Annotated in this window: 14 protein-coding genes and 1 pseudogene; 8 read left to right on the plus strand and 7 right to left on the minus strand. The window is 74.8% G+C overall.

The genetic code is table 11. The features are described from left to right. Position 1: 1 nt before the first annotated feature. The 3 genes from AB0Q99_RS16490 to AB0Q99_RS16500 all read right to left on the minus strand — a co-directional run bounded on the left by AB0Q99_RS16490 (position 2) and on the right by AB0Q99_RS16500 (position 2,017). Positions 2 to 517 carry a pyridoxamine 5'-phosphate oxidase family protein gene (locus tag AB0Q99_RS16490; RefSeq protein WP_363572258.1) on the minus strand — a complete coding sequence of 172 codons (516 nt, stop codon included), beginning with the start codon at positions 515 to 517 and terminating at the stop codon, positions 2 to 4. Between the two features lie 163 nt (positions 518 to 680). Beyond that, on the minus strand, positions 681 to 1,349 hold the full coding sequence (locus tag AB0Q99_RS16495; protein ID WP_363572260.1) for a phosphatase PAP2 family protein: 669 nt from the start codon (positions 1,347 to 1,349) through the stop codon (positions 681 to 683). Then, positions 1,349 to 2,017, minus strand: coding sequence for a DedA family protein (locus AB0Q99_RS16500; RefSeq protein WP_363572262.1), 669 nt, complete (start codon positions 2,015 to 2,017; stop codon positions 1,349 to 1,351). The genes AB0Q99_RS16495 and AB0Q99_RS16500 overlap by 1 nt, the downstream gene beginning before the upstream one ends. Positions 2,018 to 2,188: 171 nt before the next feature. On the opposite strand from AB0Q99_RS16500, the pseudogene AB0Q99_RS16505 reads away from it, so the two are divergent. From AB0Q99_RS16505 to AB0Q99_RS16515, 3 genes and pseudogenes are all read left to right on the plus strand, one after another. Next, positions 2,189 to 2,545, plus strand: a pseudogene (locus AB0Q99_RS16505) (BlaI/MecI/CopY family transcriptional regulator); the annotation flags it as partial. Positions 2,546 to 2,670: 125 nt separating this feature from the next. After that, entirely contained in the window at positions 2,671 to 3,831 is a 1,161-nt protein-coding gene (locus AB0Q99_RS16510; protein WP_363572264.1) for a M56 family metallopeptidase, read from the plus strand. Between the two features lie 147 nt (positions 3,832 to 3,978). Beyond that, positions 3,979 to 5,418, plus strand: a complete 1,440-nt coding sequence (locus AB0Q99_RS16515; RefSeq protein WP_363572266.1) for a GAF domain-containing protein — start codon at positions 3,979 to 3,981, stop codon at positions 5,416 to 5,418. A 74-nt stretch (positions 5,419 to 5,492) separates the two neighbouring features. Here the strand turns inward: AB0Q99_RS16515 and AB0Q99_RS16520 are convergent, their stop codons facing one another. Continuing rightward, positions 5,493 to 5,993: an SsgA family sporulation/cell division regulator gene (locus tag AB0Q99_RS16520; RefSeq protein WP_363572268.1), complete on the minus strand. Its 501-nt coding sequence runs from the start codon at positions 5,991 to 5,993 to the stop codon at positions 5,493 to 5,495. Between the two features lie 331 nt (positions 5,994 to 6,324). Here AB0Q99_RS16520 and AB0Q99_RS16525 point away from each other — a divergent pair, with 331 nt between their 5' ends. The 3 genes from AB0Q99_RS16525 to AB0Q99_RS16535 all read left to right on the plus strand — a co-directional run bounded on the left by AB0Q99_RS16525 (position 6,325) and on the right by AB0Q99_RS16535 (position 9,810). Next, complete coding sequence (locus tag AB0Q99_RS16525) at positions 6,325 to 7,671, plus strand: hypothetical protein (RefSeq protein WP_363572270.1); 1,347 nt, start codon at positions 6,325 to 6,327, stop codon at positions 7,669 to 7,671. 212 nt (positions 7,672 to 7,883) lie between these two features. Beyond that, positions 7,884 to 9,176, plus strand: a complete 1,293-nt coding sequence (locus tag AB0Q99_RS16530; RefSeq protein ID WP_363572486.1) for a TerD family protein — start codon at positions 7,884 to 7,886, stop codon at positions 9,174 to 9,176. 145 nt (positions 9,177 to 9,321) lie between these two features. Next, positions 9,322 to 9,810 (plus strand): GNAT family N-acetyltransferase, encoded by a 489-nt coding sequence (locus AB0Q99_RS16535; protein WP_363572272.1) that lies wholly within the window; start codon positions 9,322 to 9,324, stop codon positions 9,808 to 9,810. Positions 9,811 to 9,831: 21 nt separating this feature from the next. On the opposite strand, the gene AB0Q99_RS16540 is transcribed toward AB0Q99_RS16535, so the two are convergent. Then, positions 9,832 to 10,524 carry an RraA family protein gene (locus AB0Q99_RS16540; protein WP_363572274.1) on the minus strand — a complete coding sequence of 231 codons (693 nt, stop codon included), beginning with the start codon at positions 10,522 to 10,524 and terminating at the stop codon, positions 9,832 to 9,834. Positions 10,525 to 10,672: 148 nt separating this feature from the next. Here AB0Q99_RS16540 and AB0Q99_RS16545 point away from each other — a divergent pair, with 148 nt between their 5' ends. Further along, positions 10,673 to 11,266, plus strand: coding sequence for a Uma2 family endonuclease (locus AB0Q99_RS16545; RefSeq protein ID WP_363572276.1), 594 nt, complete (start codon positions 10,673 to 10,675; stop codon positions 11,264 to 11,266). Positions 11,267 to 11,332: 66 nt separating this feature from the next. Here the strand turns inward: AB0Q99_RS16545 and AB0Q99_RS16550 are convergent, their stop codons facing one another. Both AB0Q99_RS16550 and pruA read right to left on the minus strand, forming a co-directional pair. After that, the gene (locus AB0Q99_RS16550; RefSeq protein WP_363572278.1) at positions 11,333 to 12,262 is read right to left on the minus strand and encodes a proline dehydrogenase family protein; all 930 of its coding nucleotides are present in this window, start codon (positions 12,260 to 12,262) and stop codon (positions 11,333 to 11,335) included. 205 nt (positions 12,263 to 12,467) lie between these two features. Further along, on the minus strand, positions 12,468 to 14,096 hold the full coding sequence (pruA, locus tag AB0Q99_RS16555) for an L-glutamate gamma-semialdehyde dehydrogenase (protein ID WP_363572280.1): 1,629 nt from the start codon (positions 14,094 to 14,096) through the stop codon (positions 12,468 to 12,470). Between the two features lie 387 nt (positions 14,097 to 14,483). Here pruA and AB0Q99_RS16560 point away from each other — a divergent pair, with 387 nt between their 5' ends. Then, positions 14,484 to 16,085: a helix-turn-helix domain-containing protein gene (locus AB0Q99_RS16560; protein WP_363572282.1), complete on the plus strand. Its 1,602-nt coding sequence runs from the start codon at positions 14,484 to 14,486 to the stop codon at positions 16,083 to 16,085. Positions 16,086 to 16,093 lie beyond the last annotated feature (8 nt).

Here is a 16,093-nt window from a genome sequence, read left to right on the forward strand (position 1 = left end):
GCTACGGCCGCGCCACGCGGGCCCGCAGGTAGTTGCGGCGTCCGAAGTTGGGCTCGTCGACCGCCGTCAGGTCCTCCACCTGGAAGCGGTACAGCGCGGCCGCGCCGCCGCCGGTGAGGAACTGGCGCCGGACCTCCTCGTCCTGGGCGAAGGACGGGTAGCGCCCCTGGTACGCGGCCAGGGCCGCCTCCGCCTGCCGTCCCCAGGCCTCGCTCGCGCTGCCGGTCAGCTGCAGACCGCGCAGCTGCTCGCCGAAGACGGGCGGCGGCAGGAAGACGGTGGCGGCGGCGCGGGCCTCCTCGGCGAGGTGGTGGCTGTGCCGGGTGGAGCGCTCGCTGACGAAGTAGAGGACGAGGTCGTCGTCGTAGGCGAAGAAGGCCAGGTTGGCGTGCGGCCCGTGCTCGTGGCCGGCGGTGGCGAGGGTGAGCACCATGGCCTCCGCGAGCAGGTCCTCGACGCCCTTGTGCAGCAGGTCGCCCGGCCAGTCCCCCTGCGTGATGTCGAGTCTGTACGGCATACGGCACTCCCTCCGCTGGCACGCCCGGCGCCCTCGCGCCCCGAGCACGACTGAGCCGGGCGGGCGCCCCCTGCGGAGGCCCCACGCCCGGCTCACATGCTCTACCCGCCACCCCGGCCGAACAAGGGCTGCGGAACGTGCGGAAGGTACGGAGCCGACGCCCTCAGTGCCGCTGCGCCTCGTGCTCCGCGTACCCGCGGCTCACCAGCGGCGGCTCCCCGGGCCCGAGCAGCGGCCGCAGCGCGCCGGACCGCATCCGGTCGACCAGCGGCCCGCAGCGACCGGCGACCGGCGCCAGCACCACCGCGGCCAGCAGGCCGACGAGCGCGCCGACCGCCACGTCGTGCGGGTAGTGCACACCGACCCAGACCCGGGACGCGGCCATCAGCACCGCGAACAGCCCGGCCACCCAGCCGAGCCGGCGGTCGACGAACCAGAGCGCGGCCGCAGCGGCGAAGGCGATCACCGCGTGGTTGCTCGGGAACGACCAGTCCCCGCTGACCGGGCAGGTCTCCAGTGAGACGCTGCCGGGGATCTGCGCACAGGGCCGGACCTCTTCGACGACGCCCTTGAACACCGAGTTGACGCCGAACGCGACGACCACGATCAGCGGCGAGGCCAGCACTTTGGCCATCACCGCCGAGTCCGCGCCGCGCGCCCGCCACCACGCCCAGAGCATGAAGAGCGCGAACAGCCCGAGGCCGAGCGCCGACCAGACCTTGATCAGTTCGTCCAGCCAGTGCGGGGCCGACTGCGCCCACCCGTTGATCCGGGTGTAGAGGCTGCCGTCGATGCCGCTGCCGTCGTAGACGGCCAGGGCCCGGGAGGACATCACGCGTCACCTCCGTGACGTGGCGCCTTACGGGCGCGGAACAGTTCGAGAACGATGGGGAGCACGGAGACAACTACTACCAGACCGATGACAGGCAGCAGATACCGGTCGATCCCGGGTACCGACGACCCGAGCGCGTACCCGGCGAGCACCACGCCGACCGTCCAGACCGCACCGCCGACGACCTGCCAGAGGGCGAACGACCGGACCGGCACCTCCAGCACGCCGCACAGCGGATTCAGCACCGTTCGGACCACCGGGATGAACCGGGCCAGCACGATCGCCTTGCCGTGGCCGTACTTCGCCAGCAGTTCCTCGGCCCGGGCGGCGCCCTTCAGCAGGCTCTTCCGCCCGGTGCGGCGCAGCAGCGCCCGGCCCCCGCGCCGGCCGATCAGATAACCGACCTGGGCCCCGACCAGCGCCCCGACCAGGGCGGCGGGGATCACCTGCCACAGTTCCAGCTGCGGCCCCCGGGTGACGCCGGGCACGCAGAGCAGTCCGGCGGTGAACAGCAGCGAGTCGCCGGGCAGGAAGAAGCCCACCAGCAGGCCGGTCTCGGCGAACAGCACCGCGGCGATGCCGAGCGCGCCGAACGCGGCGAGCAGGGAGGACGCGTCCAGCGGGTTCACCGCGAGGTGAACGGCCGGATCGACGGGGAACTGGAGCAAGGCTGGCGGACCTCCCGTACGTTGGAGGGCGGTTCACGACGGAACCCGCCCGGACCGCTCTGTTCACAGCGGTCCGCCGGGACCGGCTGTTCACAGCGGGACCGCCCAGACTGTCTACAGTGACGTAGACGGTCTACATGACTGTAGACGAAACTTGGAGGAACCGCCGCCATGTCCGACGTACCGTCCGCCCGCCGGCCCGCCGGGGAGCTGGAGGCCGAGGTGTTGGCCGCCCTCTGGTCGGCCCGGCAGCCGATGACGCCGCAGGACGTCCAGACGGCGCTCGGCGGGGACCTCGCCCGCACCACGATCGCGACGATCCTGGCCCGGCTGCACGACAAGGGGACGGTCGAGCGCACCCGGGTCGGCCGCGCGTACGCCTACACCCCGACCGTCCAGGACACCGCCGGACTGGCCGCCCGCCGGATGCACACCGAGCTGGGCCGCGAGGCCGACCGCTCCACCGTGCTGGCCCGCTTCGTCTCCGACCTCTCCGCCGAGGACGAGCAGCTGTTGCGCGACCTGCTCGGCGACGGCAGCGGAGCCACCGACGCCAGAGCCACCGAGACCGGGGCCACCGGCATCAGAACCGCCGACACCAGAGCCGTCGACACTGGCCACCCGCAGCCGGGCGTCCGGGGAGCAGCCGGCCGATGATGCTCGCCGTCTGGGCCCCGCTGCTGCTGCCCTTCCTGGCCGCGCCGCTGGCCCGCCGCCTCGCCGAGGCGCTGCCGCCGCGGGCCGCCGCCTGGATGCTGGCCGGCAGCGCCACCGTCCTGGCCGGCGGCACCCTCTGCTCGCTCGGCCTGCTCGCCGCCGCCGGACTGCTCCAGCTGCCGCCGGTCGCCGCCCTCGGCCACCTCTCACTGCGGTGGCTCACCGCGGCCGCGCCGGACGCCCCGCTCGCCGCCGTCGCGGCCGCCCTGGCCCTCGTCGCGCTCACCGCGCTGGCGGTGCGCACGGCCCGCCGTCGCCGGCTGGAACTGCGGACGGTCCGGGCCGCCCTCCCGCCCGGCGGCCAGGATGACCAGCATCCGGACATGCGCCCCCCGCGCGTCACCGTGCGCCGGGCGCGCACCCCGGAGCGCTTCACCACCGCGCCCCGGCCCGCCGGTACCGCACGCCCCGCCCGTCGCCGACCCGCCGGCACCGTGTTCACCGCCCTCCGGCGGCTCGCCGACTCGGCCGTCCCGGCCCTGCTGCACCCCGCCGAGCCCCCGCTCGCCGTCCTGGACGACGAGCGCGCCGACGCCTTCGCCCTGCCCGGCCGCCTGCCCCGCCCCGGCCGCCCGGGCGAACCCGGGCGGATCGTGGTCACCTCCGGCATGCTGCGCGCCCTCAGCGGCCCGGAGCGCTCCGCGCTGCTCGCCCACGAGCGGGCCCACCTGGTCGCCCGCCACCACGTCTTCCTCGCCCTCGCCGAACACGCCGCCCACGTCCACCCGGCGCTCCGCACACTGCGCGCGCCCCTCGGGTACCACCTGGAGCGCTGGGCCGACGAGGTGGCGGCGGCCCGGATCGGCGACCGCACCGTGACCGCGCGCGCGGTCGGCCGGGCCGCCCTCGCCGCGAGCCGCTCCCCCTGGCCGGACCGGCCCCGGCTGGCCCCCGCCGCCCACGCCGGGCCGGTCCCGCGCCGGGTCGCCGCGCTGCTCCAGCCCCGGCCGGCCCCCACCCGCGGCGCCCGGCTGCGGGCCGTCGCACTGGCCCTGGCCGCCTGCCTGGCGCTGAGCACCGGCGCCACCCTGGAGGCCACCGCCGACCTGCACCACACCGTCGAGGCCGCCCAGCAGGGCCCCGGCGCGCGGCACTGAGGGCCCTGCGCGCCCGGGGCCGCCCGTCCCGTACCGTCCGGTATGCCGAGTTGGCAGACCCCATCCCCACGGGCCCGGCTCACCCGTACGCTTTCGTCAGCGCGTCGGCCCCGGCGCGACCTCGAACGGCGGCGAGGAGCGGAACGAGTGCGGCAGACCGGACGGCAGTCCCGACGACCCGAGCGCCGCACCCCGCCGACCGCGACGGAGCTGACCAAGGTCCACGAGCGCACCCTCACCGACGCCGCCAACCGGGAGCTGGCCGGGCCCGCCTTCCCCGAGGAGGGCAGCACCCCCGGTCTGCTCGAACCCCGCCCCGAGATCGGCGACTCCTGGGCCCGGCTGCGCCGGCTCGGCCTCGACCCGGACACCGGCGCCGCCGCCGTCCTGCTCGGCCCGGCCGAAGTCGAACAGCGCCGCCGCACCAGCGGACTCGACTCGGTCCTGCCGGTGCTGCGCCAGACCCTGCTGGAGCCGACCGACGCGCTCCCGCTGATCCTCGCCATCGCCGACGCCGAGGGCCACGTGCTCTGGCAGGAGGGCGAACGCGGCCTGCGCCGCAGCGCCGACCGGATCGGCTTCATGACCGGCGCCCGCTGGACCGAGGAGAGCGTCGGCACCAACGGCATCGCCGTCGCCCTGCGCGCCCAGCGCCCGATGCACGTCCACTCCGCCGAGCACTACCTGCGCAGCCACCACTCCTGGACCTGCGTGGCCGCCCCCGTGCACGACCCCGGCACCGGGCAGCTGGTCGGCGCCATCAACCTGAGCGGCCCCGCCCACAGCATCCGCCCGTACCTGCTCCAGCTCACCGCCACCGCCGCCCGGCTCGCCGAGACCGAACTGCGCGCCCACCGGCTGGAGGCCCTGCACCAGCTGCGCGCCCTGGCCGCCCCGCTGCTCGCCCGGGTCGGCGGCCCGGCCCTGGTGGTGGACGCGGCCGGCTGGACCGCCGCCGCGGCCGGGCTGCCGCCGCCCAACCGGCTGCGGGTGCCCAGCGAGGGCTGGGCACCGGCCGCCGTGCAGTGGGTGCCCGGCCTCGGCGAGTGCGCGCTGGAGCCGCTCGCCGACGGCTGGCTGGTGCGCCCGGTCCGTCGGCCCGAGGAGAACGGCACCGGCACGGTGGACGCCGAGCAGGCCGAGGGAGCCCGGCTCCGGCTCGACCTGCGCCGGCCGGACCGCCCCGAGCTGTCCGTCCGGGGCGCGGTCGGCAGCTGGTCGCACCCGCTCAGTCCGCGCCACGCCGAACTGCTGCTCCTGCTCGCCACCGGACGCGAGGGCAGCTCCGCCGCCCAGCTCGCCGAGGCGCTGTTCGGCGACCGGGGCCGGACGGTGACGGTCCGTGCCGAGCTGTCCCGGCTGCGCCGCTACCTGGGCGGGCTGCTGGCCCACCGGCCGTACCGGATCGCCGAGTCGGTGCTGGTCACCGTGGACGGGCCGGACGACCCGTACGACTTGCTGCCCGCCTCCTCGGCCCCGGCCGTCCGGCGGCTGCGGGCCGCGCTGGCGGCGGGGAGGGTGCGGCTGCCCGGAGCGGCGCCCGTCCCACCGCCGCGTGCCCCCGGGGACGCCCCGCTCGGCTGCTGAGGCCCTTCACCCAACGGCACCGACCGGCACCGCTCGCCGTCGGCCGACCACCGGCCACCGACCGACGTCGGCCGTCAGCCGCCCGCGAGCAGCGCGGCCAGGTCGGCGTCGGTGGGGCCGCAGTCGCGCTCCTGCGCCTCGGAGACCAGCGCGTAGGTCCGGTCCAGCCAGGCCTGCACCCGGGGCTTGGAGACCTCCAACAGGGCGCTGCCGTGCGGCGATTCGAGCGCCAGGTGCAACGTCGAGCCGTGGCACGGGCAGTACGCCGGCCACAGCTTGACGTCGCCCTGGCCGCTCAACGTGCACAGGCCGTCGCGCAGCAGCTCGCGCGAGAACACCCAGTCGGCCTCGTCCGGCCTCCCCAGGTGGAACGTCAGCAGCACCTCGTACGGGTGGGCGGCGTCGAACCGGAACCGGGTGCGCACCTCGCCGACCACCTCCTCGCCCAGCGAGATCCGCAGGGTCAGCACCTCCTCCACCGCCGCCGGAGCGGCGGTGGAGCCATCCCCATCGCCGCCCGTGGGGGTGGCGGCGAGGGGTGCACTGGAGGCTGCGGACAGCGGGTCGGGCGGCATGACGGTCTCTCCGGGACGGCGTGGGATGTCCTCAGCCTGCGCCACCCCGCGCCGGGCGGGCAAGGGTTGCAAGGGGGTTGCAATAATCCCCGTCCGGGGCAACCGCCCCTTACCTCTCTTGTCGGACGGAGTGTCAACTTCCGTACATCGAACGGATGTCCACGAAATGGATGGAATCCGTCCACGGTACGACCGCCCGCTGGTACGCTCTCCCCCTTCCCCGGCGCGGGCCCGCGGCGGAGACCGGCCCCCGGCGGCCGGAGCCGGGTCCGGCGGCAGCGCGTGGGAGAATACGGCGACGCGACGGCGACTTCGGGGAGGGAGGGGTCCGGTGGCTGTGCGCGAGGACACCGCGCGGGACGTGCGGCACGAGCCCGAGCGGCACGGCCGGCACGGTCGGCCGCGCCCGTTCGGCGGTCGCTTCCGGCTTCCCACCCTGCGCTTCTCCGGCGCCGCGATGGCGATGTCCACCGTCGTCGGCATCAGCATCGCCACCACCCTCCTGCTCAACGAGCAGCAGGGGATCGGGCGTCGGGCCGGCGTGGCCCGGGTCGGATCCACCCCGCCGCCCACCCCGGGCGCCACCGACCAGGCCGAGGCCGTCGCCGCGCAGACCCCGACCGCCACCCCGGCCCCCGGCGGGCCGTCCGCCGCCCGGCCGCCGGCGCACCCGTCGACCCGCCCCTCGGGGGCCGCGCCGGTCGCGGCCACCCCGCCCGCCGGCCGCCCGGCACTTCCGGGCACACCGCTCGCGGCCCCGGACGGTGGTCAGATCGGCGGTCAGAGCGCCGCCGGAGCGGGCTCGCAGCCCTCCGGCACCCAGCTCACCGGCACCGAGCCGGGCGCCACCCCGGGCGGGCCGGCTCCGGTCGGGCCCTCGCCCGCCGCGCCGACCCCGCCCGGCGGACAGCCCACCGGACAGCCCGCCGGCGGCCACTCGCCGAACCTGCCCGGCCTCAAGCCCACCACCCCCACCCGTCCCGTCCCGCCGCCGGCCGACCCGGGCACCGGCGGGTCCCCGGACGGCACGGCCCCGACGGACCCGGGCGGCGACACCGGCACCCCCGGCCCCGGTACACCCGACCCCGGCACGCCCGACTCCGGTGTGCCCACGGGCAGGCCCGCGCCCGGCCCCGGCACCCCGGACCCGAGCGCCGATCACGCCCTGTCCGGCGTCGCCCTGGTCGCCCCACTCGGCCGCGACGGCCTGCGGCACGAGCTCGGCCTCACCGTGACCGAGCCGGTCACCGCCCTGCAGGCCGAGTTCCGGCTCGTCCCGGGCGATGCGGCCGCCGGTGCCGGCACCGCCTGGACCGACCTGCCCGGAGCCGTGGTCACCGTCCAGCAGGAGCGCGGCACCCTGGTGTACCGCTTCACCACGCCGCCCGGCACCGATGTCCGGCCCGGCCACTACGGCTTCGGCGTGCGCGGTGCCCGTCCGGCCGCCGCCGACCCGTCCGAGACCCGCAAGTCGGCCCCGGCGGAGAGCTGGAGCGCCTCCGCCTTCGCCCTCGGCCGGCCGCGCGCGGTGGCCGCGCTCGGCGGCTTCGGCCCCACCACGCCGCCGCCCGCCCCGCTGCCGCCCTTCGCGCCCCAGGCCCCCGGTGTCCCGGCCGCCCCCGGTGTTCCGGCCGCCCCCGGTGTTCCGGCCGCCCCGACGGCCCCGGCGCCCCGCTGACGCTCCCGGCCGTCCGGCGGCGCACCGCTGCCCCTCCTGCGCTGCACTGTGACGATATTCCGATTGTCCGACGATCCGACACCTGACCTGCCCGGACGGGCGCATCCCCGCACCCTCGTTCGTTACTGTGGGCAGCACCCGGCCGGGCGACCCCAACGGCCCCTGACCGGGGCCGCCGTTCCGCACCCGAGGAGGAGTCCGTGCCCACCGTCCTGACCCAAGGCGGCAACGCACCGCTGACCGCCGCGCGAGTGACCGTCGAGGTCACCGCACCCAAGGCGCTGGACGTCTCCGGCCTGCTGCTGACCGACGCCGGGAAGGTGCGCTCGGACGACGACTTCGTCTTCTTCAACGCCCCGAACGGCCCCGGCGTCAGCCACCGCCCGGCCACCGCCGGCACTCCCGACGCGATCACCGTCGACACCCGGGCCGTCCCGGCGGGCATCACCAAGATCGTGGTCACGGCCAGCCCCGCCGACCAGGTCTCCACCTTCGCCGGGACGGAACCCACCGCCACCGTCCGGGACGCCGACAGCGGCGAGGTCCTGGTCACCTTCACCCCGCCCCGGCTGGGCCTGGAGACCGCGCTGATCGTGGTCGAGGTCTACCAGCGCAACGGCGCCTGGAAGGTGCGCGCGGTCGGCCAGGGCTACGCCAACGGCCTCGCGGGCATCGCCACCGACTTCGGCGTCACCGTCGACGACGGCTCGGCCCCGGCCGCCGCCCGGAACGCCCCGCAGGCCCCGCAGGCCCCGGCCGCCCCGACCCTGCACCTCCCCTCCCCTGCGACCGCGCCTCCGGCGCCCCCCGCGGCCCCGTCCGCCGGCACCCCGGTCGACCCGCGGATCGCCCTCGCCACCGGCTCGCGCCCGCTGCCCCCGGCTCCGGCCCAGGCCGCCCCTGCTCCCGCACCCGCACCCGCACCCGCGAAGATCACCCTGGACAAGGGCCGGGTCAGCCTGGTCAAGGGCAGCTCCGTCTCCCTGGTCAAGAACGGCCGCCCCTTCCTCTCCTCCGTCCGGATGGCCCTCGGCTGGGAGCCCGCCGCCCGCGGCCGCAGCGTCGACCTGGACGCCTCCTGCCTCGCCTTCGACGCCCGCCACCAGCGGCTGGAGACGGCCTGGTTCATGAAGCTGAACATCTTCAACGGCGCCATCGCCCACTCCGGCGACAACCTCACCGGCGGCGGCGACGGAGACGACGAGCTGATCACCGTTCACCTGGAGGGCCTGCCGGCCGAGGTCCACGGGCTGGTCTTCGTCGTCAACTCCTTCTCCGGCCAGAAGTTCACCGACGTGAAGAACGCCTACTGCCGCCTGCTGGACGCCGGCACCAACGAGGAACTGGTCCGCTTCGACCTGACCCACTCCGAGCCGCGCACCGGCGTGGTGATGTGCAAGCTGGTCCGCCGCCCGGGCGGCGAGTGGGAGATGACCGCGCTCGGCGAGTACGTCGACGGCAAGACCGCCCGGGCGATGATCGAGCCCTCCGCCGCGCTGCTCTGACCCCGCCCCGGCACGCCCGCCCGCCCGCCACGCCCGCGGATTCACCCTCCTGAGGCATCAAGTCGCCCACCCGGCGGCTCGATTGACGCTCAGGGGGGTGAAAAACCGGTGGCCCACCCGGCCCTCCGCCGACCATCCTGATCGGATGCTCATCCGCGAAGCCACCCCCGAGGACTGGCCGGCCATCTGGCCGTTCTTCCAGACCGTCGTCGCCGCCGGCGAGACCTTCCCCTACCCCCTCGACATGTCCTCCGAGCTGGGCCGGGAGTGGTGGATGCACGCCGCCCCCGACCGGACGGTGGTCGCCGTGGGCGAGGACGGCACGGTCGTCGGCACCGCCACCATGAACCGCAACCGCCCCGGCAACGGCGGGCACGTGGCCAGCGCCAGCTACCTGGTCGACCCGGCGCACCAGGGCGAGGGCATCGGACGGGCCCTGGTCGAGCACACCCTCGACTGGGCCCGCCGGGCGGGCTACCGCGCCATGCAGTTCAACGCCGTGGTCGCCACCAACCACCACGCCGTGAAGCTCTACGAATCGCTCGGCTTCGAGATCGTCGGCACCGTCCCCGAGGCCTTCCACCACCCGGTCGACGGCTACGTCGGCCTGCACGTCATGTACCGGGCGCTGTAAGTCGGCCACCGGGCACGGGCGTTACTCCTCGATCGCCCCGCCGACCCGCCGCAGGTGCTGCCGGAAGCCGTACGACGGGTCGGCGGCGCGGCGCTCCAGGTACGCGGCGAAGCCGGTCTGCTGGCGCAGCGTGTCACCGGCGGCGATCCGCTCGGCCTGCGCGCGCTCGGTCCGGGCGATCGCGCCCGCCGCCTCCAGCACCTCCTCGACCCGGTCGGCCGGCACGAACAGCACCCCGTCCGGGTCGGCGAACACCACGTCCTCGGCGGTCACCGCGTGCGGTCCGACCCGCGCCGACAGCAGCGCCTCCGGCTCCCGCCCGTCCAGGCGCATCGGCCCGAGCGGCAGCGCGCCGTAGCTGAACACCGGCAGCCCGATCTCCAGCAGCTCGGGGGTGTCCCGGTGCAGCCCCCACACCACGATCCCGGCCACCCCGGCGGCCCGCGCCTCCAGCACCGCGAGGTCCCCGATGCAGGCCTCGTCCGTCCGCCCGCCGTTGTCGATCACCAGCACGTCACCGTCCCGCGCGGCCCCGTACGCCTCCAGGAACACGTCCACGCTCCCGTAGTGCCGCACCGGCAGCGCCCGCCCGGCCACCCGCGCCCCGGCCGTCACCCCGGCGACCCCCACCGGCGCCGCCCGCACCCCCACCCCGAGCCGCACGCAGGCGTCCGCCACCAGCGGCGTGGACAGCCCATCGAACCCCTTCAGCATCCCAACTCCTTCCGATGAAAGCCCAGTTCACCAGCACCGGAATCCTATGCCCGGCCCCGGACCCACACCATCGGGTGACAGTCCGCCGCGCACTGCAGCACCCGGCCCGACGGTGAATAGCGTGACGTCCATCTGAAGGAGGGGCATCATGAGTGCTGTGGCGCATGAGCAACCGATCACGGACTCCCCGTCGCAGGCCGACATCCTGCTGGAGAGCTTCCTGAGCCTGCACTCCCCCGAAGGCTTCCGGGCCGAGCTCATCGAGGGAGAGATCATCGTGGCACCACAGCCGGACGGCGATCACGAGGACTACATCGACCTGCTGATCGACCAGGTGAAAGCGAAGTCCGAGGTCCACATGCAGGTGTCCGGCGGCAAGGGCCTACGTCTGATCAGCGGCGGCCTGTGCCCGAAGAACCACGTCATCCCGGACGCGACGTTCGCACCGCGGGAGCTCCGCCTCTTCCGCGGCGCCCCGCCCTGGATGGAGCCGGACGACGTGGCCATGGTCGCGGAGATCACGTCGAGCAAACCGGACCAGGACCGCATCGCCAAACGGCACTGCTACGCCCGAGCCGGGATCCCGCTCCTCCTCCTCGTCGACCGCGAGAAGTCGCAGGTGAGCCTCTTCGAGAAACCGCACCGCGAGGAGTACACCGAGGTGCACTTGGCTGCCTTCGGCGAACCCCTCGTCCTCCCCCCGCCCTTCGAGTTCGAGCTGGACACCAAGGACTTCCTGTAGCAACACGAAACGGCTCGTACCCCCTCCCACACAGGGGGTACGAGCCGTTTCGAGCTTGCTGCCGGGTCAGCCCCGGGTGGCCATGGCGCGCAGGAAGAAGGTCAGGTTGGCCGGGCGCTCGGCGAGGCGGCGCATGAAGTAGCCGTACCACTCCTGGCCGTACGGGAGGTACACGCGCATGGTGTTGCCCTCGCCGGCGAGGCGCAGCTGCTCCTCGGGGCGGATGCCGAACAGCATCTGGTACTCGAAGGAGTCCCGCTTGCGGCCGTTCCACTGGGCCAGCTGGCCGGCGATCTTGATCATGTTGGGGTCGTGCGAGGCGATCATCGGGTAGCCCTCGCCGGCCATCAGGATCTTCAGCGCGCGAACGTACGCGAGGTCGACCTCGTGCTTGCCCTGGAAGGCGACCGACTCGGGCTCCTTGTAGGCGCCCTTGCACAGCCGCACGCGCGAGCCGGGGCCGGAGAACTCACGGCAGTCGGCCTCGGTGCGGCGCAGGTAGGCCTGGAGCACGACGCCCAGCCAGGGGAAGTCCGCCCGCAGCTCGCGCGCGATGGCGAGGGTGGAGTCGGTGGTGGTGTGGTCCTCCATGTCGAGGGTCACCGTGGTGCCGGCGTCGGCGGCGGCCTCGCAGATGCGGCGGGCGTTCTCCAGCGCGATCTTCTCGCCGTCCACCGGGAGGAACTGGCCGACGGCCGACAGCTTGACCGACACCTCGGCGCCGGCCGCCAGGCCGGTCTCCTTGAGGGCCTTGAGCAGGTGCTCGTAGGCCTCGGCGGTGCCGGCGGCCTGGGAGGCGTCCTGGGTGTCCTCGCCGAGGTGGTCCAGGGTGACCTTGCGGCCGGTGGCGACCAGGTCGTCGCAGGCGGTGACGGCGTCGTCGAGGGCCTCGCCCGCGACGAAGCGCTCGACTATCGCGTGGGTCGGGGGGAACTTCTCGACCACGGTGCGGACCTGCGGGGACCGGGAGGCCGCGAGAAGGGCGGAACGGAGCATCGTGACTCCTGGAGCTGGTGTTTCCAAGGGTGGCAGAAGGGCCGGGGCGGCGGAATCGGGGGAGCCGCGCGCGGCGCCGTCCCGGGCAGGGCGGCGGCGGGCGACGGGTGGAAGGGTCCGCCGCCCCGGCGGGCGACGCCCGGCTGCGGGGCCGGGCGTCGCGGGTGACCGATGGCCAGGGGTGTGGATCGGTCGGAGGGGCTGGTCAGCCCATGTGCGGGTAGCGGTAGTCCGTCGGCGGGACGAAGGTCTCCTTGACCGAGCGGGTCGAGGTCCAGCGCGCCAGGTTCTGCTTGGCACCGGCCTTGTCGTTGGTGCCGGAGGCCCGGCCGCCGCCGAAGGGCTGCTGGCCGACGACGGCGCCGGTCGGCTTGTCGTTGATGTAGAAGTTGCCGGCCGCGAAGCGCAGCTTGTGCATCGCGTCCTGGGCCGCCGCGCGGTCCTGGGAGATGATCGAGCCGGTCAGGCCGTACGGGGAGACCGACTCCATCTGGGCCAGCATCTCCTCGTACTTCTCGTCCTCGTAGACGTACACGGCCAGGATCGGGCCGAAGTACTCGTCCTTGAAGTACTCGCTCGCCGGGTCCTGGCAGACCAGGACGGTCGGGCGGACGAAGTAGCCGACGGAGTCGTCGTAGGTGCCGCCGGCGAGGACCTCCACGGCGGGGTCGGCCTGGGCGCGGTCGATGGCGGCCTTGTTCTTGGCGAAGGCGCGCTCGTCGATGACGGCCGACATGAAGTTGGACAGGTCGGTGACGTCGCCCATGGTGAGGCCCTCGACCTCGGCCGCGAACTCGTCCTTCAGCCCGGCCCACAGCGAGGCGGGGACGTAGGCGCGGGAGAGCGCCGAGCACTTCTGGCCCTGGAACTCGAAGGCGCCGCGGGTCATGGCGGTCTTCAGGACCTTCGGGTCCGCCGACGGGTGGGCGACCAGGAAGTCCTTGCCACCGGTCTCGCCGACGATCCGCGGGTAGGTGCGGTAGCCGGCGATGTTGGCGCCGACCTCGCGCCACAGGTGCTGGAAGGTGGCGGTGGAGCCGGTGAAGTGGATGCCGGCCAGCGCCGGGTGCTTCAGCGCGACCTCGGAGACGGCCAGGCCGTCGCCGGTCACCATGTTGATGACGCCCTTGGGCAGACCGGCCTCCTCCAGCAGCTGCATCAGCAGGTGCGCGGAGAACTGCTGGGTCGGGGACGGCTTCCAGAGCACCACGTTGCCCATCAGCGCGGGCGCGGTCGGCAGGTTGCCGGCGATCGCGGTGAAGTTGAACGGGGTGATCGCGTAGACGAAGCCCTCCAGCGGGCGGTGGTCGCTGCGGTTCCACACGCCGTCCGAGGAGATCGGCTGCTCGGCCATGATCTGGCGGGCGAAGTGCACGTTGAAGCGCAGGAAGTCGACCAGCTCGCAGGGGGTGTCGATCTCGGCCTGCTGCGCGGTCTTGGACTGGCCGAGCATGGTGGCGGCGGCCAGGGTCTCGCGCCAGGGGCCGGCCAGCAGGTCGGCGGCCTTGAGGAAGATCGCGGCGCGGGAGTCGAAGGAGAGCGCCTGCCAGGCCGGGGCAGCGGCCAGGGCAGTGTCGATGGCGTCCTGCGCGTCGGCCTGGGTGGCGTTGCGCAGGGTGCCGAGCCGAGCCGCGTGGTTGTGCGGCTGGACGACGTGGATCTCGGTGCCGCCGCCCATCCGGCGCTCACCGTTGATCGTCATGGTCAGCTGGACCGGCTCCTGGCCGCCCAGCTCCTTCAGCTTGGCCTCCAGACGGGCCCGTTCCGGGCTCCCGGGGGCGTAGCTGTGGACCGGCTCGTTCACCGGCGCGGGGACCTGGGTCACAGCGTCCATAGAGCGCACGCTCTCCTTCGTTCAATGCGGGGGATTGCCGGCGCGGGTCGCACGCCGGCCACAGCACGAACGCTATTCCTGGCCACGGGGCCACTTGATTGGCCTGACGGCTAAATTCCCCCGTACGGCGTTGTCCGGCCCGACGAAGGGGGTCACGTCACGGTCACGACCGCCCCTCCCGACCGCCCCTCCTGCCCCTCCCGTCCGACGCTTCCGACCGTCCGGTCCGACACGCCCCGCCCCGCCCCGTCCCTCCCGGCCGCCCCGCGCCGGGGGAGCGACGCACGGGAGACGCGGCCCCGGCTCTGTCCGCCCGGCTAAAATCGACCACGTGCCGTTGTCCGAACGGATGACGGCGAGGACGAGGACGGATGGAGGGGGTCAGGAGTGACCACACCCGGCCTGCCGCTCCGTCAACTGCTGATGTCCCTCGGCGAACCGCTGGTCGAGCTGCAGGCCGCCCCGCTGGGCCTGGACGTCGCGGTCCGTGACGTGGCGATCCTCGACCCGGAGGACCCGCCGACCGCCGCCCCCGGCGAACTCGTCCTCGCGATCGGCGCCCGCGGCCGCGCAGCCCTCCCCGCCCTGCGCGCGGCCGGCCGGGCCGGCGCCGCCGCCGTCGCGGTCAAGCTGGACGCCCCCGGCCAGGCCGACGCGCTGCGCGAGGCGGCCACCGACGCGGGCGTCGCCCTGCTCTCGGTGCGCCGGGAGACCCGCTGGGAGCACCTCGACTCGCTGGCCCGGGCGATCATCGCCGGCCCGGACGCCCCGGACGCGCCCGGTGCCCCCGAGCCGAACGCCGGCGACCTCTTCTCCCTCGCCCAGACCGTCGCCGTGCTCACCAACGGCATCGTCTCGATCGAGGACACCTCCAGCCGGGTGCTGGCCTACTCCCGCTCCTCCGATTCGGACGAGGTCGACGACCTGCGCCGGCTGTCCATCCTCGGCTGGCAGGGCCCGGAGCCCTACCTGTCCAAGCTGCGCGAGTGGGGCATCTTCCAGCACCTGCGCAGCTCGGACGCCCCGATCGCGGTCGAGCCGCACCCCGAGCTCGGCCTGCGCCGCCGCCTGGCCGTCGGCATCCGGGCCGGGGCGCAGCCGCTCGGCACCATCTGGGTGCAGGAGGGCGCGCAGCCGCTGGCGCCGCTGGCCGAGCAGGCGCTGGTCGGCGCCGCCCGGGTCGCGGCCGCCCAGCTGGTGCGCCGCCGCCGGGAGCTGTCCGCCGACGTCCGGCTCACCCGGACCCTGCTCACCGGACTGCTGGAGGGCTCCACCGGCCCCCAGTCGCTCGCCACCCACCTCGGCCTGGACCTGCGCCGCCCGGCCACCGTGTTGGCGTACGGCGCGCACACCACCGAGGCGCTGCACCGCTCCGACGTCACCGGCCTGATCTCGGTGCACACCGCCGCCCGGCACCGCACCGCGCTGCTCGCCCCGATCGAGTCCCGGGTGTACGTGCTGCTGCCCGAGCTGCCGCCGGGCCTGCCGATGACCACCGTGCGCGACTGGGCCTCCGAGGTGGTGACGGCCGCCCGGGACCACCTCGGCGTCCCGCTGCGCGCCGCGATCGGCTCGACCGTCGACGGCCTGGCCCAGGTGCCCGACTCCCGCGCGCAGGCGGACCGCATCCTGGACGCGATGGGCCGCGGCGGCGTGGACCTCGACGTCGCGGCGCTGATCGACGTCCAGGCGGAGGTGCTGGTCAGTGAGATGGTGGCGCTGCTGCAGGAGCGCACCGGCCTGCGCGACCCGCGGCTCACCGCGCTCACCGCGTACGACCGTCGGCACGGCACCCGGCTGGCCGAGTCGGTGCTGGCCTGGCTGGACGCGCTCGGCGAGGTCCGGGTGGCCGCGGACGCCCTGCACATCCACCCCAACACCCTGCGCTACCGGGTGCGCCGGGCCGAGCAGTTGACCGGCATCGACCTCGCCCAGCCGCAGCAGCGGCTGCTGGCGATGCTGCAACTGCGGCTGCCCGCGGACGAGTAGTCCGCGGG

This window comes from Kitasatospora sp. NPDC086791 (assembly GCF_040685975.1).
GTDB lineage: Bacteria > Actinomycetota > Actinomycetes > Streptomycetales > Streptomycetaceae > Kitasatospora.

What these genes read in the sequence shown, in the direction of transcription:
- AB0Q99_RS16490 (WP_363572258.1), bottom strand. Translation starts at nt 517, where the DNA reads ATGCCGTACAGACTCGACATCACGCAGGGGGACTGGCCGGGCGACCTG.
- AB0Q99_RS16520 (WP_363572268.1), bottom strand. Translation starts at nt 5,993, where the DNA reads ATGCCGCCCGACCCGCTGTCCGCAGCCTCCAGTGCACCCCTCGCCGCC.
- AB0Q99_RS16510 (WP_363572264.1), top strand. Translation starts at nt 2,671, where the DNA reads ATGATGCTCGCCGTCTGGGCCCCGCTGCTGCTGCCCTTCCTGGCCGCG.
- AB0Q99_RS16545 (WP_363572276.1), top strand. Translation starts at nt 10,673, where the DNA reads ATGAGTGCTGTGGCGCATGAGCAACCGATCACGGACTCCCCGTCGCAG.
- pruA (WP_363572280.1), bottom strand. Translation starts at nt 14,096, where the DNA reads ATGGACGCTGTGACCCAGGTCCCCGCGCCGGTGAACGAGCCGGTCCAC.
- AB0Q99_RS16535 (WP_363572272.1), top strand. Translation starts at nt 9,322, where the DNA reads ATGCTCATCCGCGAAGCCACCCCCGAGGACTGGCCGGCCATCTGGCCG.
- AB0Q99_RS16550 (WP_363572278.1), bottom strand. Translation starts at nt 12,262, where the DNA reads ATGCTCCGTTCCGCCCTTCTCGCGGCCTCCCGGTCCCCGCAGGTCCGC.
- AB0Q99_RS16495 (WP_363572260.1), bottom strand. Translation starts at nt 1,349, where the DNA reads ATGTCCTCCCGGGCCCTGGCCGTCTACGACGGCAGCGGCATCGACGGC.
- AB0Q99_RS16540 (WP_363572274.1), bottom strand. Translation starts at nt 10,524, where the DNA reads ATGCTGAAGGGGTTCGATGGGCTGTCCACGCCGCTGGTGGCGGACGCC.